The organism is Winogradskyella sp. Asnod2-B02-A (assembly GCF_045063645.1).
Lineage (GTDB): Bacteria > Bacteroidota > Bacteroidia > Flavobacteriales > Flavobacteriaceae > Winogradskyella.
On sequence record NZ_JBEFOG010000025.1, the window covers coordinates 220,059 to 246,082 of the forward strand.

A 26,024-nucleotide genomic window follows, 5' to 3' on the forward strand; every position below is an offset into this window, starting at 1 on the left:
AATTGAAGTTAACTATAATATCACATACAGAGCATTATAAATTACCAGATGGAACAATTGTTGGTTGGGGACCAACGCTTACTGAGATTAATTATTTGGCAGAAATTTTTGATGAAATATACCATATTGCTATGTTTCACGATTGTGAAGCTCCTAAAAGTTCTCTTCCATATACAAGTGACAGAATAACATTTGTACCTCTAAAACCTTCAGGCGGACAAGGTGTTTTTGAAAAATTAAAGGTGTTATTTTCTGCACCTAGCGTTATTAGAACAGTTAATAAGACATTAGCAAAATCAGACTGCTTTCAACTTAGAGCACCAACTGGTATTGGAGTATTTCTAATTCCGTATTTAACTTTGTTTTCAAAAAAGAAAGGTTGGTTTAAATATGCCGGAAATTGGAAACAAGATCCAGCTCCTTTAGGTTATGCAGCACAACGTTATATGCTGAAAAGGCAAAAACGAGTGGTAACTATCAATGGTGCTTGGGATGATCAGCAAGCACATTGTTTAAGTTTTGAAAATCCCTGCCTTATAGATACCGATATTACAGAAGGAGTTAATATTGTTTCAGCAAAGAATAAGAGTGAACTTATTAATTTTTGTTATGTTGGTAGATTAGAAAAGCCAAAAGGAGTAGAGCGTATTATAAATGCATTTAACCAATTGCCAGAAAATATAATTGATAAAGTGGGAAAAATTCATTTGGTAGGTAATGGCAGTGATGTTGATTATTTTAAAAAAATAAGTCTTAAGAAAAACTTGAATTTTGTTTTTCATGGTTTTTTGTCAACTAAAGATGTTTTTAATATTTATAAAGAATCCCATTTTTTCCTTATGCCAACAACGGCTTCAGAAGGTTTTCCAAAAGTTATTGCAGAAGCAATGAATTTTGGTTGCATACCAATGGTTTCGTCTATTTCTTCTATTAGTCAGTATGTAAAAGATGGACACAACGGTTTTCTGTTAGATCCTGTAACTGAAGAGAATGTGATATCTGTAATTGAGAAAGGAATAAATTTAACCAATCAAGATTATAAGATTATGATGAATAATAATAAAGAAATTGTAAAAAAATTCACTTATCATTATTATGTAAATAGAATCAAAAAAATTGTCTCAAATTAGTAAATCTGAATTATCAAGTACACTATTGCAGAATGTTACGTTTTTATAATTGTTTAGTTTTAAGATGTAATCTGTATTTTTTATATATATTTATCACACATTAATTAATCACCTATAACTCATTTAGATTGAGAAAAATTTCTTGGATATTAAAAAGACATTCCCTCTTGTATTCTACAAGATTTCGATTGCTTTCTCGGAATTCTTCTAAATCAGAAGTGGCTTCAGAGACTTATAATTCTTATAATAAGGCTAAAGACATACCAGAGTATTATTTTGAGGTAAATAAAGAAGTCTTTAAAGATGTTAATTTTACTACAGATTTAGAAAAAGCCATGCATCTTGCATGTTGGTTAAGAAAAAATATTAAAGGTGGTTCAGGCTTAAGTTTGTCTTCAGATTTAGCTTTAAGAACAATGCTAGAAGGCAAAGGTGGTGTTTGTAGTGATATTTCTCAAGTGTATAATAACTTTTGCGTTATAAATAATCTTCTTGTGAGAGAATGGGGAATTACAACAATTCCTTTTAATAAGAAATATGGAGGACATGCAACAAATGAGATTTTTTCTAAGGAACTTAACAAGTGGGTTTTAATTGATGTTTCAAAGTGTATATTATTTCATAGAATAGATAATGAAAAGCCATTATCGGTTTTAGAAGTATTTCAAGCGAAAGAACAATTGAGATATGATCCCTTTTTAAAAGAAATTAAAGACGATAAGCAAATTAAGATTTATTATTTTGGGGCATCTGCAACACCTTTTTTAATTAGTAAATATAAAAATAAGGTTTATGATAAATTTTTAACTAAAAACTCATCTAAATTACCTGTTTTTATAGTTCATTTTTTAGTCTATTTAACGGGTAATAGTTATCATTATAAATTTCCTTTAAATGATTACCGAAATATGTTTAAATCTACCATATCTTAGACACTTCCAACAAATAAGTGATAACTTATATTGAAATCAACTCAAAATTATATTGTCTTAATCTTAGTCCATGCACTATTAGGCTTTGTTATATTTGCATTTAAGCCTTTTTCAAAGTTTTATTTTGGGATTGCATTGGCTTATTTTATTGGGAGTATAATTGTTGCACATAATGATAAAAAAACATCAGTAGTTTTAAAAGCTTGTGCTTATTTTGTTGGTGCAGAGGTACTTTTTAGAATGACAAGAGGTGGTATAGCTTATGAATCTTCTAAATATCTGGTCATCCTTTTTATGTTAATGGGAATGTTTTTTAAAGGAGTTTCGGGTAAAGGTTACCCTTATTTTATGTATTTAATTCTTTTAATACCGTCTATTTTTGTGGCTTCTTTGGATTTACGATTTGATGCTAATTTTAGAACAGATTTAGCCTTTGTATTAAGTGGTCCTGTATGCTTAGGTTTAGCATCGCTTTTTTTGTTTGATAGAAAAGTCAGTTATAAGGATATTTTTGAGATGATATTTTTTATGACGTTGCCTATAGTTACAACATCGTTTTATTTATTATTCTTTAATCCAAGTATAAAAGATACAATAGCAAATACGTCTTCAAATTTTGCGGCTTCTGGTGGTTTTGGTCCTAACCAAGTTTCCACTGTTTTAGGGCTTGGAATTTTTGGGTTTACTGTAAGACTACTTTTAAAATCTCCAACGTTAGGTCTCAAAATTTTTAATTCTATTTTTCTAATTATAATTGCCTATAGAGCTGTAATTACATTTAGTAGAGGCGGTGTATTCGCTGCAATTATAACAATATCCGCATTTTTAGTAATATTGTATTCTAAGGCACTTCCACAGTTAAAAAATAAATTATTAGGCTCTTTAAGTCTGCTAATGATTAGTTTCGTCTTAGCATGGGTAATAAGCTCGTCATCTACTATGGGCTTAATTGATAAACGATATGCTAATGAAGATGCGCTAGGAAGAGAAAAGCAAGATCTTTCTACAGGTAGGTTAGATTTAATATTAAATGAATTAGATGGATTTATAGAAAATCCTTTTGTTGGTATTGGTGCTAGTATTACAAAATACCGTCGAGAAGGCCGATCAATTGTAACGCATAATGAAATCAGTAGATTGCTTTCAGAACATGGTATTGTTGGTATAATTATACTTTTAATTTTAATATTTGTGCCATTATCTTACAGGTCAAAAAATAAAAAAAATATATTTTTCTACGCATTTTTAGCCTTTTGGTTTGCAACAATTAATCATAGTGCGATGCGTTTGGCAGCTCCAGCATTTTTTTATGCTTTGTCTTTAATTAATATAAAAAATGAAAAACCTCCTATACATAGGAAACGCACTATCCAGCAGTAATAGTACAGTAACAACTATCGAGACCTTGAGTGCGCATCTTAGGGAAACGTTTACGGTAAAAATTGCTTCAAAAAAATCTAATAAAGTTCTTCGCTTATTAGATATGATAAAATTAGTTATCGTAAATAGGTCTAATACAGATGTGGTATTAATTGATACTTATAGCACTGTCAATTTTTACTATGCATTAGTAATTAGCCAATTGTGTAGGTTTTATAATATTAAATATGTTACAATTTTACATGGAGGAAATTTAGAAAACAGATTAAAGCATAATCCTAAATTAAGTAACCTTCTGTTTAAGAATGCATTTAAGTTAGTAGCACCATCAAATTTTTTGAAATCAGTTTTTAATAACTATGGTTATAAGGACGTGGTATTCATTCCTAATAGTATTGAAATAGATAATTACCAATTTTACAATAGGAATATTGATACCATAAATTTATTATGGGTAAGGTCTTTTTCAACTATTTATAATCCAGAACTAGCCATTTTAATATTAGAAAAGCTTTTAAAAAATGGTTATAATGCAGAGTTAACTATGATTGGTCCTGATGTAGATGGATCCTTAAAACGAGTTAAGGAATTAGCAAAATCTAAGCAGTTAAATGTGAATTTTACAGGAAAGTTATCTAAACTAGCTTGGTTAGAGTTATCTAAGAATTCTAATGTTTTTATTAATACTACTAATTTAGATAATACACCAATAAGCGTAATAGAAGCAATGGCTCTTGGGTTGCCAGTAGTTTCTACTAATGTTGGAGGTTTACCATTTTTAATAGCCGATAATATTAATGGTTTACTTGTGGAACCTGAAAATGCAGACGCTATGGTAAAAGCTATTATTAAGTTGAAATTAGAAGAGGATTTAAGAAACAAGTTAGTGCTGAATGCGCGCTCTATGGTAGAAGAATTCTCATGGAAAGCTGTAAAACCAAAATGGGTAGCGCTTTTCTCATAAAATAATGTTAAAAATCATTCGTACTTGTTATCTTTGTACCTGAGTTTTCTCTTACAATGGCAAAAAAACACGGTATACATTTCGAAGTTTCTGAGCGCAAGATTCTACTTAGAATTTTAGATTTGGTTATGGTATACTTAGGCGTGTATTGCTTAAGCCTTTATTTTGATTTTGAGTATATAGTAGTGAGCAGAGAGAATAGTGTTGCATTAATTCTCTTAGGAGTGTATGTTTCTATTTTTGCTACTATCTTTGAATTATACGATTTACAAAAAGCAAGTAGACTAGATACAACCTTTAAAAATATAGTAATTACGGCCTCAACGGTAGTGTTATTTTATTTGTTAACACCTGTTCTGTCGCCATTCTTACCATTAGAGCGAATGCAAATAGTTTATCTTTATTTAACAATTGTGTTCTCTATACTTTTATGGAGAATTGTTTATTTAAATTTAATTGAAACTCCTCGTTTCTATAAGCGTGTTTTGTTAGTTGGCGAAGTCTCTAATATTGAGAGCATAGTTAACGCTTTAGGTGTTTCTGATCCTAATTATAAAATTATAGGTTTTATTAATAGTGAAATTTCTACTTCAGAATCAGTGAAATTTAATGGTTTAAAAGAGTTTGCATCAACTGATTTTTTGCAAATTATTGACCGAGAAAAAATATCAGAAATTCTAGTAGCAAGTTTCAATACGGAAGCCATAACAGCAGAAGTCTATCACGACTTAATGTTGCTCTTAGAGCGTGGTTTTAAAATAAGAGATTATACACAAGTTTATGAAGAACTGCTACAAAAAGTGCCAATTCAGTTTGTGGGTAAGGATTTTTATAAATATTTCCCTTTCAGTCGTAGTAACGAGAATAAGTTATATATCTTTTTTCATCGTGCCTTTGATGTTACTTTTTCTATATTAGGCTTAATGATTGGTGTTTTGTTACTACCCTTTATTTTAATAGGAAATTTAATAGGTAATAAAGGGCCGTTGTTTTATTTTCAAGAACGCGTTGGTAAAAACAGCAAATGTTTTAATATTATTAAATTAAGAACAATGGTTGTTAATGCCGAGAAAGATGGTGTGAAATGGGCCAAAAAAAATGATAATAGAATCACTGCATTTGGTATGTTTTTGCGTCGTTCACGTTTAGACGAAATTCCACAATTTATTAATGTTTTAAAAGGCGATATGAGTATTATAGGACCAAGACCAGAACGTCCTTTCTTTGTAAATGAATTATCGCGAATAATTCCGTTCTATCAAACGCGTCATATCATAAAACCAGGACTAACAGGTTGGGCTCAAGTAAGTACAAGATACGGTGCTTCTATAGACGAAAGTCTTACTAAACTTCAATACGATTTGTATTATATTAAACACAGAAGTATATTCTTAGATTTTAGTATTACCCTAAAAACTCTTAGTACAATTCTTTACTATAGAGGTCAATAAATTTTTTACTGCTAGTTAGCGCTATTAAAATACTTTGCTAAGAATAGATATCTTACTAATATCGAAATTAATAAGGGTATTAAACCAATAGCAAATACTTGTACACCACTTATCCAATGAAAAGTCATCAGGACTAACATAATTATTAAAAACTTAAGGTAACGCTTAACCCAATTTTTAACTTGTGGCTTTAATATTTGAGCGATTAGAAGAATATTAAACGGAAAAGCCCATAATAAATTATAGTTTTGAGCTGTTGCAGAGTGATCCGTAGCAAACCATAAGAATAGTATTAAAAGACCAATCATACCTGTGATTCCAAATATTACGGCATCTAACCATTTACTTCTAGTGTTATTTTTGTAATCTTTATAGGTTATGAATAAAATACCAAGACCTAATAATCCCATTATTATCAATGGGCTAAACAAAAGGTTAATGGAAGAATTTGTTTCTTTTTTCTCGTAAAGAGTAGAAGAACGCTTAACTAATTGTTCTGTACCATTTAGTGTTGCGTTCTCAAAAAAAGTATGAATATATTTTGGTAAAAACTGTTGCTCATTAACAGAAGCTTCTCTATCAATAACTGAGCCTAGCGCAATATCTATCCCAAAACTGCCCCAAGTATTTAAGCCAACATGCTCGTGAATAAGCGTTCTAAAGTTTTTAACTTCAAAATTTTCAGGTAAAATAAAATCTATCTTACGGTCTGTAGCTTTTAATGTGACATCCCTAATTTTGGTAGCGCAATTATCATAGAAAAAATCGTATAAATAACGCCTGTTCTCTGGTTTGTAATTGTTTTCTAAAAAGTTGAAAAGTTTTTGTTTTTCGTTTGCTGTAAAGTTTAAAACTTGCTCTTTTATGGTTCTATTATAATATGTATAATGATAGTTAAAATCAGCAAAGTTATCTCTGCTTATGAGGTAGTTTAATTTTCCTTGGGCAAATTTCAAATAAAAATTTGGTGCATTAAAATCGTAAGCTCCATAACCGTAAACGACATCTATACCTAAACTATTATCTTTTACTCTGAATCCATTATGGCCAAAAGCATCATTTAAAGATTCACCTGGTCCAATGGTTAAAACAGATATTTCAGCTTGAGGAGAGAGTTGAATTTGCTGAGAAAATCCATAAAACAGGCAGAAAGCAAAAGCAAAAAAAGTAAGTTTAAACTTCATAAGAAATATTATCTAAAGACGCTAAAATCTATTTTTAAAGAGAATACATTCGAATATAACGCAGCACTTTGATCTCCGATATCAGTGAAAGCATAATCAATCTGAATCCCTTTATACTTAAAGCCAACACCGAAATTTGGTTGAAAAGACAGTTGTTCAGAATCATCTGGTTGAAGCTCATTTTGAAAATTACCAACACCAGCTCTTAAAAAAACTAAATCGGTATAACCAAATTCAAAACCTAAAGCAGGATCAATACTAGCGAAAGAAGTAGAAATAATATCGTTGTTTTCAGCGAAACGCATATTTAAGTTAGCTGCTGCTAATAAAGAATAATCATAACGAATTATCCATTTTTTAGACATGCCTATTTGCAACTTTGGGATGGTTATTTCTGTTGTTTCGGGTAATTCTTGGTTTTGTCCTTCAACGGCACTTCTTATTTCTTCATATTTGTCTTCGTCAATAGACCATGCGTTATAAGTGGTTGTAATATCTCTAGCCATTAAACCAAATTTCCAATCGTTTTTACTTTCAAATTGAATACCTGCATCTAATCCAAATCCCCAAGCAGAAGCAAAATCTCCAATGATACGTCGTATAATTTTGGCATTAATACCATAATTTAAACCATCTAAAGGTAATTTTCTAGCGTAAGAAAACGTTAAGCCATAATCTGCAGTAGAGAAGTTGCTTATTCTGTCGTAATTAATATTACCTTGATCATCTATGAGCTGTGTGGTATCTAAAATATCATCAACACCAAATCTAATTAACGAAATACCTAAAGCGCTTTTATCGTCTAGAGGCATGCCATACGCTAAGTAATTGTAATTGGCAATATTTGCAAAATAACTAGAGTGCATTAAGGCAAGTTGGTTATCTTCAAGGTGTACTAAGCCAGCTGGATTCCAGTATCCAGAATTTACATCGGCAGTTTGAGACACAACAGCATTACTCATACCTAAGGCAGCAGCATCTACACCAATATTCATAAATTCGTTTGAATATTTTCGAGTAGATTGCGCAGAAGTAATAAGCGTACTAAGTGTTAAGAGAATTACATAGTAATTTTTCAACAGCAATAATTTTTTTACAAAGATGCACATTATTTTTCTATCTATTTAACTGTATAATAATGTACTTATTGTTTTCTTTTGTTGCAATTTGAAAAAATAATAATAATAGACCCAAATACTTTTATATTTTTACAAAAACTAAGGTTATGAGTTTAAAACGGCACATTCCAAATATAGTAACGCTTCTGAATTTGTTTTCGGGTTGTATTGCTTTAATATTTGCAGTTTCAGGCAATTATGTTGCAGCGGCATTTTTTGTGTTTCTAGGTATATTTTTTGACTTTTTTGATGGACTTTTGGCCAGGAAACTAAACGTACAAAGTCCTTTAGGTATTCAATTAGATTCGCTTGCTGATTTGGTGACCAGTGGAGTAGTGCCTGGTGTTATAATGTTTAAACTTATTTCTGAAGCAACAGACACTTCAGATTTTAGCTATGCAGATAGTTGGACGACTGGTTTAGATCTACAAATATTGAGCATACCACTATTGCCATTAATTGGTTTACTCGTTGCATTGGCGTCTGCCTATCGTTTAGCAAAATTTAATTTAGACGAAGATCAACAAAGTTACTTTAAAGGTCTACCCGTTCCGGCAAATACCCTAGTAATACTATCGTTACCGTTGATATTAGAATATCAGAATAACGACTTAATAAATGCTATTATAATTAATAAATGGTTCTTAATTGGGTTATCACTTTTAAGTTGTTACCTATTAAACTCTAATATAAAATTGTTTGCTTTAAAGTTTAAAAATTGGGGATTTCAAGATAATGCAGTACGTTATATCTTTCTAATTCTAAGTGTTGTGCTTTTAATTGTGTTACATTTTGCTGCGATTCCTCTTATAATAGGTATGTACATTATCCTTTCTTTATTAACGAGATCTAAAATTTATTAATTCGACTTTTTTTCGTTTTCAATATTCAACTTATATAATACAATTATAATTTATGGCTTCAGGATTTTTTGCTCTACTAGATGATATAGCGGTTTTAATGGATGATGTTGCTGCAATGACTAAGATTACCACTAAAAAAACCGCAGGTATTTTAGGTGATGATTTAGCTGTTAATGCCGAAAAAGCATCAGGCTTTTTATCTTCTCGCGAAATTCCTGTTTTGTGGGCAATTACTAAAGGCTCATTTTTAAACAAGTTGATTATTCTGCCTTTAGCGTTTTTAATGAGTGCTTTTTTACCATGGTCAGTAATTGCGGTATTGATTCTTGGTGGTTTATATTTAGCTTATGAAGGTGCTGAAAAAATATATGAAGTCTTTGTACCTCATGAAAAAGCAGAAACAGTTGATCCTAAAAAAGATTACACGGAAGAAGAACTTTTAGATTTAGAAAAAACAAAGATTAAATCTGCCATTGTTACAGATTTTATTTTATCCGTAGAAATTGTAATTATTGCTTTAGGCTCAGTAGTTAATGAACCTTTAACAACTCAAATTATTGTGGTTTCTATTGTGGCTTTAATTGCTACAGTTGGCGTTTACGGTATTGTAGCTATGATTGTTAGAATGGATGATCTTGGCTTAAAGCTAATTAGTAAAAGCAATGGTAGTAAAGGTGTTTTGTTTTCAATCGGAACCTTTTTAGTTTGGGCATTACCAAAACTTATAAAAAGCTTATCTGTTATTGGTACAATTGCTTTAATATTAGTTGCTGGTGGGATTTTTGTTCATAATATTGAATATTTCCATCATTTCTTAGAACAAATTCCTGCTATTTTAAGAGACTTTATTGTTGGGTTAGCCGTTGGTGCTGTTTGTTTAATTCTAGTTAAAGCATTTAAAATGATATTTTTAAGGAAAAGTTTGAATCATTAAAAATTATAACCGTTAATTTGTAAAAACTTGTAAAATTTAAAATTGGTTAATAGCAGAACCCTAATTATCTAATTTAAATTGTTAGATAGTATTAAATGAAAGCGAGTAAAAAATGAAAAAATTTAAACTAAAAGAGTTACTAAAGGTATTTTTATTTCTAATGGTAATTCAGTTTATTATTGGTGTAGCAGAGATTTTATTGTCTCAAGCACAAAGCGAATTATCTTCAATCACATCCTTGTTGGTTAGAATTTGTAGTTATCCTATGAGTTTAATTGATAGTGATTTACCATTCTTTGTTTCAGAAAACTTATTTATGATTGGTTTGTATTGGATGATTAATCTAATTATACAATCTGTAATTCTGTATTTAGTTTTGGTGGTGGTAAATAAAATTAGAGAGAAGTAAATCGTTTAAAACTCTAATTTTTTCTTGCGAAGTTCAAAATTCTGACCTAAATAAACCTTACGTACCATCTCGTCACTTGCTAATTCTTCTGGTTTACCAGCTTTAAGTATTTTACCTTCAAACATTAAATAAGTTCTGTCTGTAATAGCTAAGGTTTCTTGTACGTTATGGTCTGTAATTAATATGCCAATATTCTTTTTGGTTAGTTTAGCAATAATACGCTGAATATCCTCAACGGCAACAGGATCAACACCTGCAAAAGGTTCATCTAATAGAATAAAGCTAGGGTCAGTTGCTAAGGCACGAGCAATTTCTGTTCGTCTACGCTCACCTCCAGACAGTAAATCACCTCTACTTGTTCTTATGTGACCTAATCCAAATTCTTCGATTAATGATTCCATTTTATGGTGTTGTTCTTTCTTACTTAATTTAGTAAGTTGTAATACACTTAAAATATTATCTTCAATGCTTAATTTTCTAAATACAGATGCTTCTTGAGCTAAATAACCAATACCATTTTGAGCACGTTTGTACATTGGGTATTTTGTAATGTTGGTGTCATCTAAAAAAATGTTTCCTCCATTAGGTTTTATAATACCAACAATCATGTAGAAAGAAGTTGTTTTACCAGCTCCATTAGGACCTAATAACCCAACAATTTCACCTTGATTAACTTCAAGTGAAACATCTTTTACTACTTTTCGTCCATTGTAGGACTTCATTAAATGTTCTGCTCGTAACTTCATATATGGTCTAAGAACGCTAAAATTAATAAAATCATATCTATTCAGTTGGCTTTCGTAATCATTTATTAAAAGTTTAACTTGTAAATGTTACTCCAATAATAGTTTAAGCACGTTTTTCTTTTCTTTTCTGATTTCTCACTACAGCTGCAGAAATATAAATACTTACTTGGTATAATATTAATATAGGTATTGCTACAATAACTTGGCTTGCAATATCTGGAGGTGTAATAACCGCAGATAATACTAAGACTATCACCAAGGCGAATTTTCTATACTTCTTTAAAATTTGAGGTGTTACCAATCCTACTTTAGTTAAAAAGTAAATAATAATAGGTAGCTCAAAAACAAAACCAGATGCTAAAGCAGAAGATCTTACTAACGCTATAACTGAGCTAATATCAAACTCATTAGAAATTTCGTCGCTAATCTGATAATTAGCTAAGAAATTTATAGATAATGGTGTTACAATATAATACCCAAAAAGAACTCCTAAAAAGAATAATAAAGATGCAACTATAATAAAACCTCTTGAGTTTTTGCGCTCACTAGGTTTTAATCCAGGACTAATAAAACTCCATAATTGATAAAGTACATATGGAAAAGAAACTATAAAGCCAGCATAGATAGATGTCCAAATATGTGCAGAAAACTGACCTGCAAAAGTTCTACTCTGAATGATAAAAGGAAACTCAGTGGCACAAAAAGTTGTATCTGTCATTCCAAAAAATTGAGAGACTTTACAAAGCCCTTCATAAGTTGGGAAATTCATGTGAGTTGGCCCAAAAATGATATCGAAAATAAATTTCTTAAAAATAAAAGCTAAAATCGCTGCGATTGCAATACTAATTGTAGCTCTAACTAAATGCCATCTTAATTCTTCGAGATGATCTAAAAAAGACATCTCATCAATATGTTTTTTCGTCATTATATAATGCCTTCTTTTATTAAATCATGGAGATGAACAACTCCTGCATATTTTGCATTGTTTTCTACTAATAATTGAGAAATACCAAATTGCTCCATTAGCTCTTTTGCATCAACAGCCATGGCATCTTCTGCAATTCGTCTTGGATTATTGCTCATAATATCTTTGGCCTTTAAATTGGTAATAGAGTCACTTTTACTCAACATACGCCTTAAATCTCCATCTGTTATAATTCCAACAATTTTGTCGTTTTCAACAACAGCAGTTACACCTAGCATCTTTTCAGTAATTTCTACAATAACCTCTTTTAGAGAGGTTTCTAAGCCAACTTGTGGTTTTAGGTTTTGCGATGATAAATCGTTTACTCTTAAGTATAAACGTTTGCCAAGTGCACCACCAGGATGATATTTTGCAAAATCTTTACTCGAAAATCCACGTAACTCTAATAAGCAAACTGCTAAAGCATCTCCCATTACCAACTGAGCAGTGGTACTTGTTGTTGGTGCTAAATTATTTGGACAAGCTTCTTGAGCCACGTATGCATTTAAAATATAATCTGCTTGTAAACCTAAAAACGAGTCTTTATTACCTGTAATTGCAATCATTTTATTGTTTGCATTCTTAATAAGTGGTACTAAAACTTTAATTTCGGGTGTGTTTCCGCTCTTAGAAATGCAGATCACAACATCATCTTCTAGCATTAAACCAAGATCTCCATGAATAGCATCAGCTGCATGCATAAAAACCGCAGGAGTACCTGTAGAATTAAGGGTTGCAACGATTTTGTTTGCTATTATAGCGCTCTTGCCAATACCTGTTATAATTACACGACCTTTGGATTTGTAAATCAACTCTACAGCGTCCGCAAAATCTTCAGTTAGTAAATCTGATAAATTATTTATAGCTTTACTTTCTAATTGTATCGTAGTTTTCGCTGTTTTTAAGATAGATTGCTTTGTGTTCAAAACTTATTATTTATTGAGTTTTCTAGATATAAAGAATTTGTTATCTTTAAAGTTGTTGCAAATGTATATAAAATACCAATAGGGATTAATGAGTATTGCAGAAATTGACTTACACTCCGCATTAAAAAAGCATTTTGGATTTTCACAATTCAAGGGGCTTCAAGAAGAAGTAATAAAGAACGTCGTAGCTGGTAATAACACTTTTGTTATTATGCCAACTGGTGGTGGAAAATCTTTATGTTATCAGCTACCAGCTTTAATTGCTGATGGTACTGCTATTGTAGTATCTCCGCTTATTGCGTTAATGAAAAATCAGGTTGATGCCATAAGAGCTGTGTCTGAACACGAAGGTGTGGCGCATGTTTTAAATTCATCTTTAAATAAAACTGAGGTTGCTCGAGTTAAAGAAGATATTACCAATGGGATTACAAAACTATTATATGTAGCCCCAGAATCGTTAACGAAAGAAGAGTACGTAGACTTTCTAAGAACAGTTAAAATTTCATTTATGGCTGTTGATGAAGCGCATTGTATTAGTGAATGGGGACACGATTTTAGACCAGAATACAGAAATTTAAAAACAATAATAAAAAGAATTGGTGATGATATTCCGATTGTTGGTCTTACAGCAACGGCAACTCCAAAAGTACAAGAGGATATTTTAAAAAGTTTAGGCATGCCTAATGCAGTTACTTTTAAAGATTCATTTAATAGACCAAATCTTTATTATGAAGTACGACCAAAAACTAAAAATGTAGATGCAGATATTATTCGTTTTGTTAAACAGAACGAAGGAAAATCAGGAATTATCTATTGTCTAAGTAGAAAGCGAGTTGAAGAATTATCGCAAGTACTTCAGGTTAATGGTGTAAAGGCCGTTCCTTATCATGCTGGTCTCGATGCTAAAACTAGAGTAAAGCATCAAGATATGTTCTTAATGGAAGATACAGATGTTGTGGTGGCTACTATTGCATTTGGAATGGGAATTGACAAGCCAGATGTCCGTTTTGTTATTCATCATGATATTCCTAAAAGTATAGAAAGTTATTATCAAGAAACTGGTAGAGCAGGTAGAGATGGTGGAGAAGGTCATTGTTTAGCTTACTATGCTTATAAAGATATTGAGAAATTAGAAAAGTTTATGGCAGGTAAGCCTGTCGCAGAACAAGAAATTGGTCATGCATTATTACAAGAAGTAGTTGCTTTTTCAGAAACTTCAGTATCTAGACGTAAGTTTATTCTACATTATTTTGGCGAAGAATTTGATAATGAAACAGGAGAAGGCGGAAACATGGACGATAACGTGCGCCATCCTAAAAAGCAAGTTGAAGCTAAAGATGATGTTAAGATTTTATTAGAAACTGTAGAAAAAACAAACGAAAAATATAAAGCAAAGGATTTAGTACAAGTACTTGTTGGTAATGCAAATGCACTTATTTCTTCTCATAAAACAGATTTACAAGAGTTTTTTGGTGTTGGTAAAGCTAAAGATCCTAGATATTGGATGGCATTAATTCGTCAGGTAATTGTGGCGCGCTATTTAAAGAAAGACATAGAAACATACGGAGTTTTAAGGCTAAGTGAAAGTGGAGTAGATTTTATAAAGCATCCGCAATCCTTTATGATGGCAGAAGATCATGTATATGATATAGATTCTAATGATAGCATTATCACCAACTCAAAAGGTGGTGGAGCTGTAGCAGATGAAAAATTAATGGTAATGCTCAAAGATTTACGTAAGCGTAATGCTAAGAAATTAGGAGTACCACCATTTGTTATTTTTCAAGATCCTTCATTAGAGGATATGGCATTAAAATATCCTATTACTATAGAAGAATTATCTAACGTACATGGAGTAGGTGACAGTAAAGCTAAAAAATATGGTAAAGATTTTGTAGGATTAATTGCGGAATATGTTGAAGAAAACGATATTCTGAGACCAGATGATATGGTCGTAAAATCAACAGGGACAAACTCTGCGATTAAATTATATATCATACAAAATGTAGATAGAAAATTGCCATTAACGGATATTGCTTCTTCTAAAGGAATGGAAATGAAAGCCTTTATTAAAGAAATGGAATCGATTGTGTTTTCTGGTACAAAATTGAATATCAATTATTGGATAGATGACATTTTAGATGAAGATCAACAAGAAGAAATTCATGACTATTTTATGGAATCTGAAAGTGATAAGATAGACGATGCTATTGAAGAATTTGATGGAGACTATGATGATGAAGAGTTGCGTTTATACCGAATTAAATTTATGAGTGAAGTGGCTAATTAATATTAGGTTTCTAATAAAAGGCTAAAGTAAAAGCTATTATAATTTTGTTAATTAGAGTAAGTTTCTTGAATACAATTCAATAATCTTACTCTAAATTAATGTCTTAATTATTCTTCTTCGTCAGAAATCTCAACAACCACATATTTACTAAACAAAATATCATGCTTTTTAACTTGGATTTGAATACTTCTAAGTGTCGCATTTTCTAACTTCTTAACATCATTCTCTTCAATCTGAAAATCAATTTTTGTAACATTTCTACCTTTTATAGGTGAGCTTTCAGATTCAAATTCTGGCATGTCAGACTCTAACTGTAAGCTAAAATCATCTCCAATGAATGAAAGTTTTGCTCCAGTTTTACACTTCAAAGATAATTGACCAACAATAACAGTTTGAAAAAAGAAATAACCTCCTAATTCATTTAAACCGGCAAATAATACATTGTTTTCAGCAACACCAAAGGGATTGTTTTCTACATCATTTATTATAGCTTCAACAGTATCATTAGATTTAGATTTTGTTTCAGAAGTTTTGTTACCAAAGAGTTTAGATAAAAATGCCATGTAATTTTTTTTTCAAAACTAAACTTATTAATTTAAAACTCAAATTTTAAAATAGGTATCATTACTTAGAGCTAATCATCCATTTCTCAACAACGGCTCAAATCTTTCCTCTAAATTCGTAATTAATAAATCATTGACTATCTTTGCATCCTTAAACAAAAGAAAACACAATGCAAGACGGTTTATACGCAAAATTCAACACTTCAAAAGGTGAGATATTAGTAAATTTAGAGTTTGAAAAAGCTCCAGGAACAGTTGGTAACTTTGTAGCATTAGCAGAAGGAAATTTAGAAAACTCTGTTAAGCCTCAAGGTACTCCTTATTATGATGGTTTAAAATTTCATAGAGTAATTCCAGATTTTATGATCCAAGGTGGTTGTCCACAAGGAACAGGAACAGGTAATCCTGGTTATAAATTTGATGATGAGTTTCATCCAGATTTAAAACATAGTGGACCTGGTGTATTAGCTATGGCAAATTCTGGACCAGGAACTAATGGAAGTCAATTTTACATTACACATATCGCAACAGATTGGTTAGATAATAAGCATACTGTTTTTGGTAATGTTGTAGAAGGACAAGATATTGTAGATGCTATTGCACAAGGAGATACTATAGAGAGTATTGAAATTCTTAGACAAGGTGATGCTGCTGAAAAGTTTAATGCTATTGAAGCATTTAGAACATTTGAAGGATCTAGAGAAAAGCGCATTGCAGCAGAACGCGAAGCGGCAAGAGCGGAGTTAGATAAATTAGCTGGAGGTTTTGAAGAAACTAAGTCTGGGTTACGTTACAAAATTATTCAAAAAGGTGAGGGTAAAAAGGCAGAAAAAGGAAATATGGTTTCTGTACATTACAAAGGTCAATTGGCTGATGGAACTGTTTTTGATTCATCATACAAAAGAAATTCGCCTTTAGATTTTCAAGTAGGTGTTGGTCAGGTAATATCTGGTTGGGATGAAGGCATTTGTCTTTTAAATGTTGGTGATAAAGCACGTTTTGTGATTCCTAGCGGTTTAGGATATGGTTCTGCTGGTGCAGGAGGTGTAATTCCACCAAACGCCACATTAGTATTTGATGTTGAATTAATGGATGTTAAAGGGTAATTTTTAGCATATTATAGTAACAATATAGAAAAAGAATCGTCTCACTTATAGTGAGACTTTTTTTTGCTTATAACCCAACCAAATACGTCGTTCATCATGAAATTAAAGACATTTTTTTTATTAGTTACAATATGTTTTCTTGTTTTCAATTGCTCAAACCATCTCGAATATTCAGAAGCATTTAAAAAAGAAACTTCAGGGAATTATCTATACAATCAAGATGACTTAATTGAAGTTTATTATGAAAACAACCAACTGATGCTTAATTGGAGAGGTGGAAAGATAGAGCCAGTAGCTATAGATACTAACGAATTTTTTGTAGCAGACATGTATAAAAAGTTTCATTTTGTACAGCATCCAGAGACTAAAAAACGCTATTTATCTGTAATATCAGAGGAAGATGAACAACAAATTACATATGATTATTTAAAAGCACCAGAAGGTTATAAAACACCAAGTTTTTATCTCAAAGAAGGGAATTATGAAAAAGCACTAGCTGGTTATTTAGAAATCAAAAAACAAGATTCTACAAGTAGTTTTATTAATGAAAGAGGCTTTAATACTATGGGTTACAAACATATTAGAAACCAAGAGTTTGATAAAGCTATTGGCGTTTTAAAACTTAATGCAAGTTTGCATCCTAACAGTGCAAATGTATATGATAGTTTAGCTGAAGCTTATTTGTTAAATGGAGATAGTTTAAAAGCCTACAATAACTATGAAAAAACATTAGAGATTTTTCCAAATAATATAAGAGCTCAAAAATTTATTACCAATTATACAGCTAAATCCTCAAGATAGAAGCTCTAATATTAGAGATTTAGCAATTATTAGAAATTACTCTAATTATTTGGAATTAAATGATTTATATTTTTTTTCTTTGAAAGAAATTTCAGAATAAGATAGAAGTGATTAGTGTAAAGGAAACCAAATTGTACGATGAAGTTATTGAAGAGATAAACTATGATTTTGGTGATGTTTTTGTTTTTGATGGTTTTATGGTTTCTGAGGTAAAAGAAGGTGTAAGTTTTTCTTGGCAAGACCATGCTAAAAGCATTACTGAAGATGTCTTTGAGTTTACAAAAACTAAAGGAGAAGAATTAGTACTTATATCTCACAGAATTCATTCTTATTCTGTAGTACCAACGGATTGGCTTAAGTTTTTTGGTAAAAATTTTAATCTAAAAGGTTATGGTGTTGTTGCAAGTAATAATTTGAGCTTAGTTAATACTGTAGTTGAAAATTTATTTTTTAAAAAAAGAATTAGACGTTTTTCTACTATAGAAGCAGCCGTACAATGGGCAAAGAATTATGAACTAGTTGAGTCTGAAGATTAGAGCTTTTTATAACTTGATAATAATAAAAAATTAAAATACGAGATGGATTATTTAAGATTTTGATATTTTCAAATATTTTATGATTACTTTGTTAATTCATCACCATAACAGCATAATGCACAGCGCTAAACATAAAGATCTTTACAAGGAAGTTTTAAAGGAGTTTAATTATAAATTCGGGAATGTTTTTATTTTTGAAAGCTTCGTTATTTCTGAAATTAATGAAGGAGTCAGTTTTTCGTGGGAAGATCATGCTCAACGTATTGTAAAAGATGTAACAGATTTTACTAAATGTGATGGTAGCAATTTAGTGTATATCTCTCACAGAATTCATTCATATTCTTTAGTACCAAATGATTGGCTTAAATTTTTTAGAAATAGTTTTCAACTAAAAGGTTATGGTGTTGTTGGCTATAATAAACTAAGTTTTGTAAATACGGTTATAGAAAATTTATTCTTCAAGAAAAAAATAAGACGTTTTATTACCCTTGAAGCTGCCGTAGATTGGGCAAAAAGCTTTGACGTTGTTGAAGATTAAAGCTGAGATGTTATTTTTCTTCCTATATGTTGTCTATTTCCTGCAGCAATTTAGCCTTTTCAAATAATACCTCAATTATTTTTTGATAGTGTAAGTTATCTTCTTAGTTCAAGATTCTAAATTATATAAAAGTAGTTTTAACAGTCATTGTTTTTAATATTTTTTAATTTTAAGCAAACCAAAAAATCACAATCATATGAAACAACTATTACTCAATTTATTTGCTATTTTTAGCTCAATTGGCATGCTTTTGGCTCAAGGGTATACCACGCCAGATACTGGTGTAACTTTTACTTTAGACGATTTAGTTACAGCAAGTCCCACCACTATTTCAGTATCTGGTACTACCTATACTTTAATAGATGATCTTACAATTTCTGCATCGGATGCTTTTAATATTGGTACTGATGTCATTTTAGAAATTGGCGCAGATATAAGAATTACAATATTTGGGACATTTAATGTAAATGCAGACAATTCTGTTTTTACGGCTATAGATACTAATGCACCTTATGATGGCTTTAGATTTGAAGAGTTTTCCGTAATTAATATTCAAAATGCAACGATACAATATGGAGGTGGATTGCGTGTGCTTACAGAAACCTTTACTATAAATAATTGCTTTCTAACCAATAATGTTGCAGGTGTATCTACAGGAGGAGTTATTTCTTTGTCTAGAGGTATGGCTCAAATTACTAATAACACAATTAGTTTTAATGATACTGCAGCGATAAGCTCTGGAGCCAATAGTGATGTATCTCCCTATATTTTTAACAATTATATTGAAGGAAATAACCAAGCGAATTCTAACCGACCTCAAATTAATATGGGAACAACTATGGTTGATAATCCTATACAGATTATTCAAAATACAGTTAAAGGTGATCGTAATTTAGATCAGGTTGGCGGTATTGCAGTTTCTAATTTTGTAGGTGGAGCAATCAACGCAGTTATAGACGATAATATTATAGTAGACAATCGTTATGGTATTGCTATACTTGGTGACAATGCATCTGGCTTTATTAGAAATAATGTTATCGAAGATAATAACACACAAGGCAGTCCTAACTTAGGAGGAAGTGGTATTTCATTAAACGCATCTTCAGAAGGTATGGACATTATTGCTAGTGAAAATCAGATTCGTAGAAATTTATGGGGAATTACGCTTCAAGGAGAATCTGCAATTAACTTAGGTGATAATGCTAGTAATGTTGGGCAGAATGTTTTTTCGGAGAATGGTAATGGAGGAATTACATATGCGCTATATAATAATACCGATAATGAAATAACGGCAATGCATAATTGTTGGGACGAAAATAATGCTCCTAATACATTGGCAGATGCAGAAGCGGTTATTGTACATCAAAATGATATAGGTTCATTAGGGCTAGTAACTTTTGATCCAATAAATTGTGCGTTTTTAAGTGTAGATGATTTGGCTTTAAATGAAATTGTTATATATCCTAATCCTACTTCAGGTCAGTTAAGTGTAGCAAACAATGTGTCATTTAATCAAATGAATATTTACAGTATTGATGGTAAATTAATCATGCAAAAAAGCCTTCAAAATGGAACTAATACGTTTAACCTAGATTTAAATTCTGGTATATATGTATTAGAATGTAATGGAGAAAATAGTAGGGCAATTAAAAAACTTGTAGTTAAATAGTTGCTTTTAACGCATCATAATTTAAAAGCTCCATCTTAAGGATGGAGCTTTATTATTTTACCGAAGTAATTTTTTTTATTTCAACCTTACTTATTATGCAAATGAATGGTTTGAATAGCATTAGGTGCAATTTTGGTAGTAAAAGTATTCGTTTCCAATGATAAGGAAAGTTCAAGAGCCTCATTGTTTTTGTTAAAAATAACAATAGCAATTGAGCCATCAGTATTTTTTGCAGCCGTATAAATTAGTCCTTCTATTTCTTTTCCTTTTAAACCAATTCTTTGCGCACTAGGACGGATAAACTTGCTAAAGTGACTTAACAAATAATAGAGTGGAGTATATATAACTTCATCAGTAACTGGATTTATAAGTACAGGAGCACTGTTGTAGTTATTGTATGGATTAGGTTGCCCTTGATTGCTTAGAATACTGCACCACTCAACGTAGCCTTGAGTACCGTGGTTTAAGTCTGTGATTATATCGTAAGTATAAGTTTCAAAAGGCACAAAAGTTCCGGCATAATCTGTACTTGCTCTCCAATATTGTCCAATAGGATCATTGGCATCTATATCTATGCTAGATTCTGAATGAATCATACCTTTATTTGGCCAGTTGTTTTGTAATTCAGTTAATTCTTTGGCATAATAATTATTGGCTTTTAGCTCAGAATTTGTATACCAATGAAACGCAGTTCCCCAAGCATATTTAGAGGCTTCAGGATCTTGGTAAGTCTTTGCAACGTAATCGTTCATAGTCGATTTATTGTGATCATAAATTAGTACACGCAATCCAGATTCTAAATCCTTAAGATTAAGGTGGCCATCTTTTACAAGTTGAGGACCAAGATGATCTCTTAAAAAGTCCCTACCTTGTTCTGGTGTAAAACCATTACTATCCCATTGTGCATTATGAGCATGCAATGGCTCATTTTGTGGCGTAATTCCCCAAAGTGTAATGCCTTGTTCTTTATAAGCACTAACATATTTTGATATGTATTTTGCCCATAAGTCATAATATTCAGGACGTAAACTTCCGTTAGTCATCTCTGCAGTTTCGCCTGTTTTCATCCAAGAAGGAGGACTCCAAGGAGAGGCAATAATTTTAATGTCTGCACCAGGAATACTTGATGCCTCTAATATCATTGGGATAAGATCATAACTAGGTTCTACCAGTTCAATGCCAGTAACCTGATCATTCTCTTCACCACTAAAACCTTTCATATCTTCATGTACACTAAAAGTTGAAAGATCTTCATCTCCTTCTTCAACGTAAGTGTAATGGTTATTTGAATAATCACTACTATTAATATGAGTTCTTGTAAGCGTAAAACCAGCACCTTCTGTTGGGCTGAAAAGTTTGGTTAAAACATCTTTACGAGCATTTACTGGAATAGTGGCTAAGTTCCATGCAGAAGACTCTGTAAAAGAAGCACCAAAACCGTAATATTTTTGAAATTCTTCATTAGGAAGCACTTCGATGCTTACATTTTTTAGTTCAGAAGATGTGGCCTCAGTTTTATTACTAGAAATTAATTTGAGATTGTCACCAGCTTGCGAGGTTTGATACACATCAGATACATAATCTTGATATGCATTTTTAGGTGCGCATCCAACAAAGACAAATGCTATAATTAGAAATTGCCAATATAAAATTTTTGTTATGCCAGGTTTGTTTAAGTTAAATTGAGCCTTATCGTTTTTCCACTGCGCTTTAATAGAATAGATATTCATTGTTTTTAAATTCAGATTATTTGTTCTCGTCTTTCTTTATATCTCTTAACGTGAGTATCATTGCTAAAATTAAGAGTACCATTGAAACAATACCTCCAAAAGGTCCTTTTTTAAGATTATTAAAATCGAGTTCAGTAATATTATAAATCATTAGTATGGCACTTGCGATGATTATAAAATAGATAAAATACTTTTTTTTCATTTTAAATTTGTTTCAATTATTATAACGTGTTTGCTTATAGCTTTTGTGTGCTATTAGCTTCGCTCAAGTGTATATGTTTTAAGCATCTAATTTAGTTAATTTTTTAGTCACAGCTTAAGTTGGTAGCTGGCTTTTTTAATAGATTTAATTCTTAGATTATTAGATATGGTAGGAAATAATTAAGTTGAAAGTATTGAATTATTTAAAAGTGGGTGTTTCAGTATTTTTTTCTTCTAAACCGACAAAACAGGTTACTACAAAGAGAAGGGTATAAATTGTAGTGTTTAAAATTCCATAATCTTTAGATAAGTAATACAGGTCAGGAAAAAGGAAAAAAACTAAGATTAATAGCGCTAAGAATTCTTTGTATTTCTTTATGATCCTTATTTTTCGTAGTCTTTCGCCACCATAAGCCCATAAAATTAATAATTTAAATAGAAGAATAAACACACCCATAATGATGAGCATATTTTTGTAAGCCGGATGTATAAAAAATGTTACTAATAGAAATAATAAAAAAGTAACAATATTAATATATAAGCGCTTGATATCGAAAGTGAATGCTGATTTTTTAACTATTCTTTTTAATTTATTGATCATTTATATAGGATTTCTAATTTTTCATTACAATCTATCTTTTCGGTGTTGTATTCTATGTACAATATATGGTAATTTATAAAATCAGCGCTAGTTAAGTAATGAATTGTATACTTTGTTGCTATTTCGTTTTTTTTTTTTTTTAGAATTTAAATAATTCGGTTAAATTTTAGATTGTGTGATATATTCATAAGTTGCTATTCATAGTTGGCTTCCATTATTTACATAAATTGTTAATCCATAATATAAAAGACTCATGAAAGTAACAGTAAAAAATATTGGTACAGACGCACAACTTGTATTTGCAGTCATTAATTCGTTCATCATATTAGTACCTAAAAAGCTTAATACAATTCTAACGAAGGTTACCTTTTAAATATCTCATAATTATATTTTTAGGATGAGTTAGTTCCACAAACTTTTTCAATACCGATTGAGTGAATAATTCCGAAACTTGCTAAATCCCGTATTCAATTGATTTTAAGTATTTAAATTAGAAAAAAATAGAAACCATATTACTTTTTTCTTTTAAAGCTTTCATAAAACTCATTCATCAATTCAACTAAATTCATCAGCAATGAAACAATTGGTTTAGTTAAAACTTTAAGTAAAGGTTTTAAAATATAATCAAACATTTTTTTTGTTAATCAAACTCCTGTTTTCGATTTAGAGAGTGCGTTCCGTAATGAATGTCAACTAGTTTGCGTATGTTTAGTTGCGTGGTTTAAGCACTAAAGTTAGCAAATAAATCACAGATAGAAAGTTCGCGAGGACTTTCGTAGGTAGGTTAGAACTAGCAATAAATTATATACGGTGTTGGGAAATCGTATTTTTATTTCAGATTATAATTTTTTAATTCATTTTTCAATTCCTCAAGAGAATTCGGTTCAATAATTTGAGTATCAATTATAAATTCTGTGTTTTGTGTAATCAATTTTAAATCGCCAGCAAATTCCTTTATAGATTTTATTTCGGATAGTTGTATTTTTTTTGGAAATAGACTGTTTTTTATTAATTCTCCGTTTTTGAGAGTCAGATATTGTTTTCTGTTTTCAAAGTAATAAATTATAAACATAAAAATCCCAGCACCTATTTGTCCAATTCCGATAGATGCAAGTGAAATTTCTTTCCATTCTGAAGTAATAAAAGATAGCAAAACGAGAATAATTCCGATAACTACAAAGAATATTCCCATTTTTGAATTACTTCTTAATCTCTCTTTTGTGTATCTGATTTTAGTCATTTCGTATATGTTTGCCAACGTGTATGATTTCGTTGCGTGTTTCAGTAACTAATTTTGCAAATAGAAACCGAATAGAATATTCCGATAGGATTTGTGTTAGTAGGTGAGTACTAACAATAAATTATACACGGCTTGAGTTAGCAAATTATTTTTATTGAATCAATAGATTGAAATTTACAGGATTTACTTCTTTTAATTTTTCGGTCCAAGATAGCTCCCCTTTGCTATTATAGACCTGCTTTTCTACTATCAATCCATATGGAATATTTTTGTTAAGTCTCCAAATGTTTAAAATGGTTGGGTCAGTTAATAAAGGTTTCATTACTTTAGTGGTATCTATAATATAAATGTGGCTACCGATTTTTTTTCTTTTAGCCTTTTTAGAATTAATCAATTTAAAAATTACTCTTGCAAAACTTTTACTGTTAATTAAAGTATCTTTTAATTTCTCAATTTTATATTTTTTAGCTTTGAAATCATACATATTACTAAAAGTACTTGTTAGGCTATCATGTAATATTACTGTACCTGGATTTTTGTAATTGCCATTTATAATTGCCTGACCAGTTAGCTTGTCTTGGTCTCTAAAGTAAAACTTAAATCCATTTTTCATGTTTTTACGTACGTCAGCGAAATAATCATTGTTTTTACTGTTTACATAATAGTTAACTAATTGAATTGAGTCTAAATTATTATCCTTTATTTCATATTCTAAACGATAATCAAAACTATAGTTTAGATTGATTTGAAAACTAATAAAGAGTGAAATTAGAAGTGTACTTTTCATAAATGTTAGCTAACGTTTTTGTTAATGAGTTAGTTGCGTAGTTTAGCACCTAAGTTAATAAACATATACGAACCAGTGATTATTTCATAGGAATTTTTTACAGGTAGAGAAGAACATAGCTATGAATTATACACGGTGTTGGCAAATCGTTTTTATATTTATTAGTTATCTATCATTTTGAATATTCTACATACTCGACTATAAACCATCCAGGAAGTAAATTTTTACTATCATTACAGTCTTGAAATTCCAGCTTTAAAATTCCTTTTGAATTTTTATTTTCCCATTCAATTAATTTATTTTTTGGTTCGGTTTTTAAAATTGATTTTTTTCCTGATGCAAATTTGTTGTTGATTATTTCCTCTAATTCTAAAAAGAATTTAGAATATTTTTCTAGTTCTCCACATTCTTTTTCAACCAATTTTTGAAGTTTCTTTCTGTCAAATAGCGTATTATCATCAACTTTATTTATAAATGCCCATCTATATGAAGAATACTTTACTTCTCGAGAATTTTTATCGTAGAAATATTCAATACTTGTAGGGAAATCTGTTGGTATAATCCTTGAAATTTGTTTCGGATTACTTAATTCATATTTATCTACATATGGATAAAGCTCAGGTGCTAAAACTATTGTAGCATAAGTCTTTTTGATTTTAGATTTAAGTTTTGTTTCATATTCGATAGCTTCTTCAATTGATTTTCCTGTAAAGATTGGATTTTGATTTTGTGATTCTTGCGAACAGGAATTTAAGAATGAGATTAAGCAAAAAAATATAATTAGTGGTTTTTTCATAGGATGTATTCAGATCGTGCGTTAATGTTTGCCAACGGTATAGTATAAGAATAGTAGCGGATTAATGCCCACTAACTGTTCAGTTAAGCACAGACCTTTTTTATATTTACTTATTTTTAATTTAGCAATAAAACTGCTATTATTTTTATACAATGTTGGCAACTG

26 protein-coding genes are annotated in these 26,024 nt (G+C 30.5%); 14 read left to right on the forward strand and 12 right to left on the reverse strand.

What is annotated here, in order from left to right; translation table 11 throughout:
- The first annotated feature begins 2 nt into the window (after positions 1–2).
- The 5 genes from ACJJVO_RS01890 (at position 3) to ACJJVO_RS01910 (ending at position 5,857) form a co-directional block, all read left to right on the forward strand.
- Complete coding sequence (locus ACJJVO_RS01890; protein ID WP_405569772.1) at positions 3–1,130, forward strand: glycosyltransferase; 1,128 nt, start codon at positions 3–5, stop codon at positions 1,128–1,130.
- Between the two features lie 128 nt (positions 1,131–1,258).
- Positions 1,259–2,062 carry a hypothetical protein gene (locus tag ACJJVO_RS01895; protein WP_405569774.1) on the forward strand — a complete coding sequence of 268 codons (804 nt, stop codon included), beginning with the start codon at positions 1,259–1,261 and terminating at the stop codon, positions 2,060–2,062.
- 30 nt (positions 2,063–2,092) lie between these two features.
- Positions 2,093–3,442, forward strand: coding sequence for an O-antigen ligase family protein (locus tag ACJJVO_RS01900; RefSeq protein WP_405569777.1), 1,350 nt, complete (start codon positions 2,093–2,095; stop codon positions 3,440–3,442).
- On the forward strand, positions 3,399–4,406 hold the full coding sequence (locus ACJJVO_RS01905) for a glycosyltransferase family 4 protein (RefSeq protein ID WP_405569778.1): 1,008 nt from the start codon (positions 3,399–3,401) through the stop codon (positions 4,404–4,406). Before ACJJVO_RS01900 ends, ACJJVO_RS01905 begins: the two co-directional genes overlap by 44 nt.
- A 56-nt stretch (positions 4,407–4,462) precedes the next feature.
- Entirely contained in the window at positions 4,463–5,857 is a 1,395-nt protein-coding gene (locus ACJJVO_RS01910) for an exopolysaccharide biosynthesis polyprenyl glycosylphosphotransferase (protein ID WP_405569780.1), read from the forward strand.
- An 11-nt stretch (positions 5,858–5,868) separates the two neighbouring features.
- Here ACJJVO_RS01910 and ACJJVO_RS01915 read toward each other — a convergent pair whose 3' ends face one another.
- A complete protein-coding gene (locus ACJJVO_RS01915) occupies positions 5,869–7,041 on the reverse strand; it encodes a DUF4105 domain-containing protein (RefSeq protein ID WP_405569782.1) in 1,173 nt (390 codons plus the stop codon).
- An 8-nt stretch (positions 7,042–7,049) separates the two neighbouring features.
- Complete coding sequence (locus tag ACJJVO_RS01920; RefSeq protein WP_405570521.1) at positions 7,050–8,036, reverse strand: PorV/PorQ family protein; 987 nt, start codon at positions 8,034–8,036, stop codon at positions 7,050–7,052.
- Between the two features lie 230 nt (positions 8,037–8,266).
- Between ACJJVO_RS01920 and ACJJVO_RS01925 the strand changes: the two genes are divergently transcribed.
- From ACJJVO_RS01925 to ACJJVO_RS01935, 3 genes are all read left to right on the forward strand, one after another.
- The gene (locus ACJJVO_RS01925) at positions 8,267–9,022 is read left to right on the forward strand and encodes a CDP-alcohol phosphatidyltransferase family protein (protein WP_405569784.1); all 756 of its coding nucleotides are present in this window, start codon (positions 8,267–8,269) and stop codon (positions 9,020–9,022) included.
- A gap of 52 nt (positions 9,023–9,074) precedes the next feature.
- Positions 9,075–9,956, forward strand: a complete 882-nt coding sequence (locus ACJJVO_RS01930) for a DUF808 domain-containing protein (RefSeq protein WP_405569786.1) — start codon at positions 9,075–9,077, stop codon at positions 9,954–9,956.
- Positions 9,957–10,068: 112 nt separating this feature from the next.
- The gene (locus ACJJVO_RS01935; RefSeq protein ID WP_405569789.1) at positions 10,069–10,365 is read left to right on the forward strand and encodes a hypothetical protein; all 297 of its coding nucleotides are present in this window, start codon (positions 10,069–10,071) and stop codon (positions 10,363–10,365) included.
- A gap of 5 nt (positions 10,366–10,370) precedes the next feature.
- Here ACJJVO_RS01935 and lptB read toward each other — a convergent pair whose 3' ends face one another.
- The 3 genes from lptB to ACJJVO_RS01950 form a co-directional block, all read right to left on the reverse strand.
- Positions 10,371–11,111: an LPS export ABC transporter ATP-binding protein gene (gene lptB / locus ACJJVO_RS01940; protein WP_405569791.1), complete on the reverse strand. Its 741-nt coding sequence runs from the start codon at positions 11,109–11,111 to the stop codon at positions 10,371–10,373.
- Between the two features lie 103 nt (positions 11,112–11,214).
- Entirely contained in the window at positions 11,215–12,036 is an 822-nt protein-coding gene (gene tatC, locus ACJJVO_RS01945) for a twin-arginine translocase subunit TatC (RefSeq protein WP_405569794.1), read from the reverse strand.
- Positions 12,036–13,001, reverse strand: coding sequence for an SIS domain-containing protein (locus ACJJVO_RS01950; protein ID WP_405569796.1), 966 nt, complete (start codon positions 12,999–13,001; stop codon positions 12,036–12,038). Before ACJJVO_RS01950 ends, tatC begins: the two co-directional genes overlap by 1 nt.
- A gap of 88 nt (positions 13,002–13,089) precedes the next feature.
- Between ACJJVO_RS01950 and ACJJVO_RS01955 the strand changes: the two genes are divergently transcribed.
- Complete coding sequence (locus ACJJVO_RS01955) at positions 13,090–15,291, forward strand: RecQ family ATP-dependent DNA helicase (RefSeq protein ID WP_405569798.1); 2,202 nt, start codon at positions 13,090–13,092, stop codon at positions 15,289–15,291.
- A gap of 107 nt (positions 15,292–15,398) precedes the next feature.
- Here the strand turns inward: ACJJVO_RS01955 and ACJJVO_RS01960 are convergent, their stop codons facing one another.
- On the reverse strand, positions 15,399–15,854 hold the full coding sequence (locus tag ACJJVO_RS01960) for a hypothetical protein (RefSeq protein WP_405569800.1): 456 nt from the start codon (positions 15,852–15,854) through the stop codon (positions 15,399–15,401).
- A gap of 170 nt (positions 15,855–16,024) precedes the next feature.
- On the opposite strand from ACJJVO_RS01960, the gene ACJJVO_RS01965 reads away from it, so the two are divergent.
- From ACJJVO_RS01965 to ACJJVO_RS01985, 5 genes are all read left to right on the forward strand, one after another.
- The gene (locus ACJJVO_RS01965) at positions 16,025–16,960 is read left to right on the forward strand and encodes a peptidylprolyl isomerase (protein WP_405569802.1); all 936 of its coding nucleotides are present in this window, start codon (positions 16,025–16,027) and stop codon (positions 16,958–16,960) included.
- A 96-nt stretch (positions 16,961–17,056) separates the two neighbouring features.
- Entirely contained in the window at positions 17,057–17,761 is a 705-nt protein-coding gene (locus ACJJVO_RS01970; RefSeq protein WP_405569803.1) for a tetratricopeptide repeat protein, read from the forward strand.
- A 107-nt stretch (positions 17,762–17,868) separates the two neighbouring features.
- Entirely contained in the window at positions 17,869–18,297 is a 429-nt protein-coding gene (locus tag ACJJVO_RS01975) for a hypothetical protein (protein WP_405569806.1), read from the forward strand.
- Positions 18,298–18,376: 79 nt separating this feature from the next.
- Positions 18,377–18,835 (forward strand): hypothetical protein, encoded by a 459-nt coding sequence (locus ACJJVO_RS01980; RefSeq protein WP_405569809.1) that lies wholly within the window; start codon positions 18,377–18,379, stop codon positions 18,833–18,835.
- 196 nt (positions 18,836–19,031) lie between these two features.
- A complete protein-coding gene (locus tag ACJJVO_RS01985) occupies positions 19,032–20,504 on the forward strand; it encodes a T9SS type A sorting domain-containing protein (protein ID WP_405569812.1) in 1,473 nt (490 codons plus the stop codon).
- Between the two features lie 86 nt (positions 20,505–20,590).
- Here the strand turns inward: ACJJVO_RS01985 and ACJJVO_RS01990 are convergent, their stop codons facing one another.
- The 6 genes from ACJJVO_RS01990 to ACJJVO_RS02015 form a co-directional block, all read right to left on the reverse strand.
- Positions 20,591–22,234 (reverse strand): glycoside hydrolase family 30 protein, encoded by a 1,644-nt coding sequence (locus ACJJVO_RS01990; RefSeq protein WP_405569814.1) that lies wholly within the window; start codon positions 22,232–22,234, stop codon positions 20,591–20,593.
- A 16-nt stretch (positions 22,235–22,250) separates the two neighbouring features.
- Complete coding sequence (locus tag ACJJVO_RS01995) at positions 22,251–22,436, reverse strand: hypothetical protein (protein ID WP_147299250.1); 186 nt, start codon at positions 22,434–22,436, stop codon at positions 22,251–22,253.
- Between the two features lie 198 nt (positions 22,437–22,634).
- Positions 22,635–23,036 carry a hypothetical protein gene (locus ACJJVO_RS02000; RefSeq protein ID WP_405569817.1) on the reverse strand — a complete coding sequence of 134 codons (402 nt, stop codon included), beginning with the start codon at positions 23,034–23,036 and terminating at the stop codon, positions 22,635–22,637.
- Positions 23,037–23,865: 829 nt separating this feature from the next.
- Positions 23,866–24,276, reverse strand: coding sequence for a hypothetical protein (locus tag ACJJVO_RS02005; protein WP_405569819.1), 411 nt, complete (start codon positions 24,274–24,276; stop codon positions 23,866–23,868).
- A gap of 151 nt (positions 24,277–24,427) precedes the next feature.
- Positions 24,428–25,063, reverse strand: a complete 636-nt coding sequence (locus tag ACJJVO_RS02010; RefSeq protein WP_405569822.1) for a hypothetical protein — start codon at positions 25,061–25,063, stop codon at positions 24,428–24,430.
- Positions 25,064–25,235: 172 nt separating this feature from the next.
- A complete protein-coding gene (locus ACJJVO_RS02015) occupies positions 25,236–25,859 on the reverse strand; it encodes a hypothetical protein (protein ID WP_405569824.1) in 624 nt (207 codons plus the stop codon).
- Positions 25,860–26,024: the final 165 nt, after the last annotated feature.

Bases quoted from the DNA above. Each gene is read 5' to 3' on its own strand.
- ACJJVO_RS01905 (WP_405569778.1), top strand. From the start codon at position 3,399: ATGAAAAACCTCCTATACATAGGAAACGCACTATCCAGCAGTAATAGT.
- ACJJVO_RS01910 (WP_405569780.1), top strand. From the start codon at position 4,463: ATGGCAAAAAAACACGGTATACATTTCGAAGTTTCTGAGCGCAAGATT.
- ACJJVO_RS01915 (WP_405569782.1), bottom strand. From the start codon at position 7,041: ATGAAGTTTAAACTTACTTTTTTTGCTTTTGCTTTCTGCCTGTTTTAT.
- ACJJVO_RS01920 (WP_405570521.1), bottom strand. From the start codon at position 8,036: ATGAATATTGGTGTAGATGCTGCTGCCTTAGGTATGAGTAATGCTGTT.
- ACJJVO_RS01925 (WP_405569784.1), top strand. From the start codon at position 8,267: ATGAGTTTAAAACGGCACATTCCAAATATAGTAACGCTTCTGAATTTG.
- ACJJVO_RS01930 (WP_405569786.1), top strand. From the start codon at position 9,075: ATGGCTTCAGGATTTTTTGCTCTACTAGATGATATAGCGGTTTTAATG.
- ACJJVO_RS01935 (WP_405569789.1), top strand. From the start codon at position 10,069: ATGAAAAAATTTAAACTAAAAGAGTTACTAAAGGTATTTTTATTTCTA.
- lptB (WP_405569791.1), bottom strand. From the start codon at position 11,111: ATGAAGTTACGAGCAGAACATTTAATGAAGTCCTACAATGGACGAAAA.
- tatC (WP_405569794.1), bottom strand. From the start codon at position 12,036: ATGACGAAAAAACATATTGATGAGATGTCTTTTTTAGATCATCTCGAA.
- ACJJVO_RS01955 (WP_405569798.1), top strand. From the start codon at position 13,090: ATGAGTATTGCAGAAATTGACTTACACTCCGCATTAAAAAAGCATTTT.
- ACJJVO_RS01960 (WP_405569800.1), bottom strand. From the start codon at position 15,854: ATGGCATTTTTATCTAAACTCTTTGGTAACAAAACTTCTGAAACAAAA.
- ACJJVO_RS01965 (WP_405569802.1), top strand. From the start codon at position 16,025: ATGCAAGACGGTTTATACGCAAAATTCAACACTTCAAAAGGTGAGATA.
- ACJJVO_RS01970 (WP_405569803.1), top strand. From the start codon at position 17,057: ATGAAATTAAAGACATTTTTTTTATTAGTTACAATATGTTTTCTTGTT.
- ACJJVO_RS01980 (WP_405569809.1), top strand. From the start codon at position 18,377: ATGATTACTTTGTTAATTCATCACCATAACAGCATAATGCACAGCGCT.
- ACJJVO_RS01985 (WP_405569812.1), top strand. From the start codon at position 19,032: ATGAAACAACTATTACTCAATTTATTTGCTATTTTTAGCTCAATTGGC.
- ACJJVO_RS01990 (WP_405569814.1), bottom strand. From the start codon at position 22,234: ATGAATATCTATTCTATTAAAGCGCAGTGGAAAAACGATAAGGCTCAA.
- ACJJVO_RS01995 (WP_147299250.1), bottom strand. From the start codon at position 22,436: ATGAAAAAAAAGTATTTTATCTATTTTATAATCATCGCAAGTGCCATA.
- ACJJVO_RS02000 (WP_405569817.1), bottom strand. From the start codon at position 23,036: ATGATCAATAAATTAAAAAGAATAGTTAAAAAATCAGCATTCACTTTC.
- ACJJVO_RS02005 (WP_405569819.1), bottom strand. From the start codon at position 24,276: ATGACTAAAATCAGATACACAAAAGAGAGATTAAGAAGTAATTCAAAA.
- ACJJVO_RS02010 (WP_405569822.1), bottom strand. From the start codon at position 25,063: ATGAAAAGTACACTTCTAATTTCACTCTTTATTAGTTTTCAAATCAAT.
- ACJJVO_RS02015 (WP_405569824.1), bottom strand. From the start codon at position 25,859: ATGAAAAAACCACTAATTATATTTTTTTGCTTAATCTCATTCTTAAAT.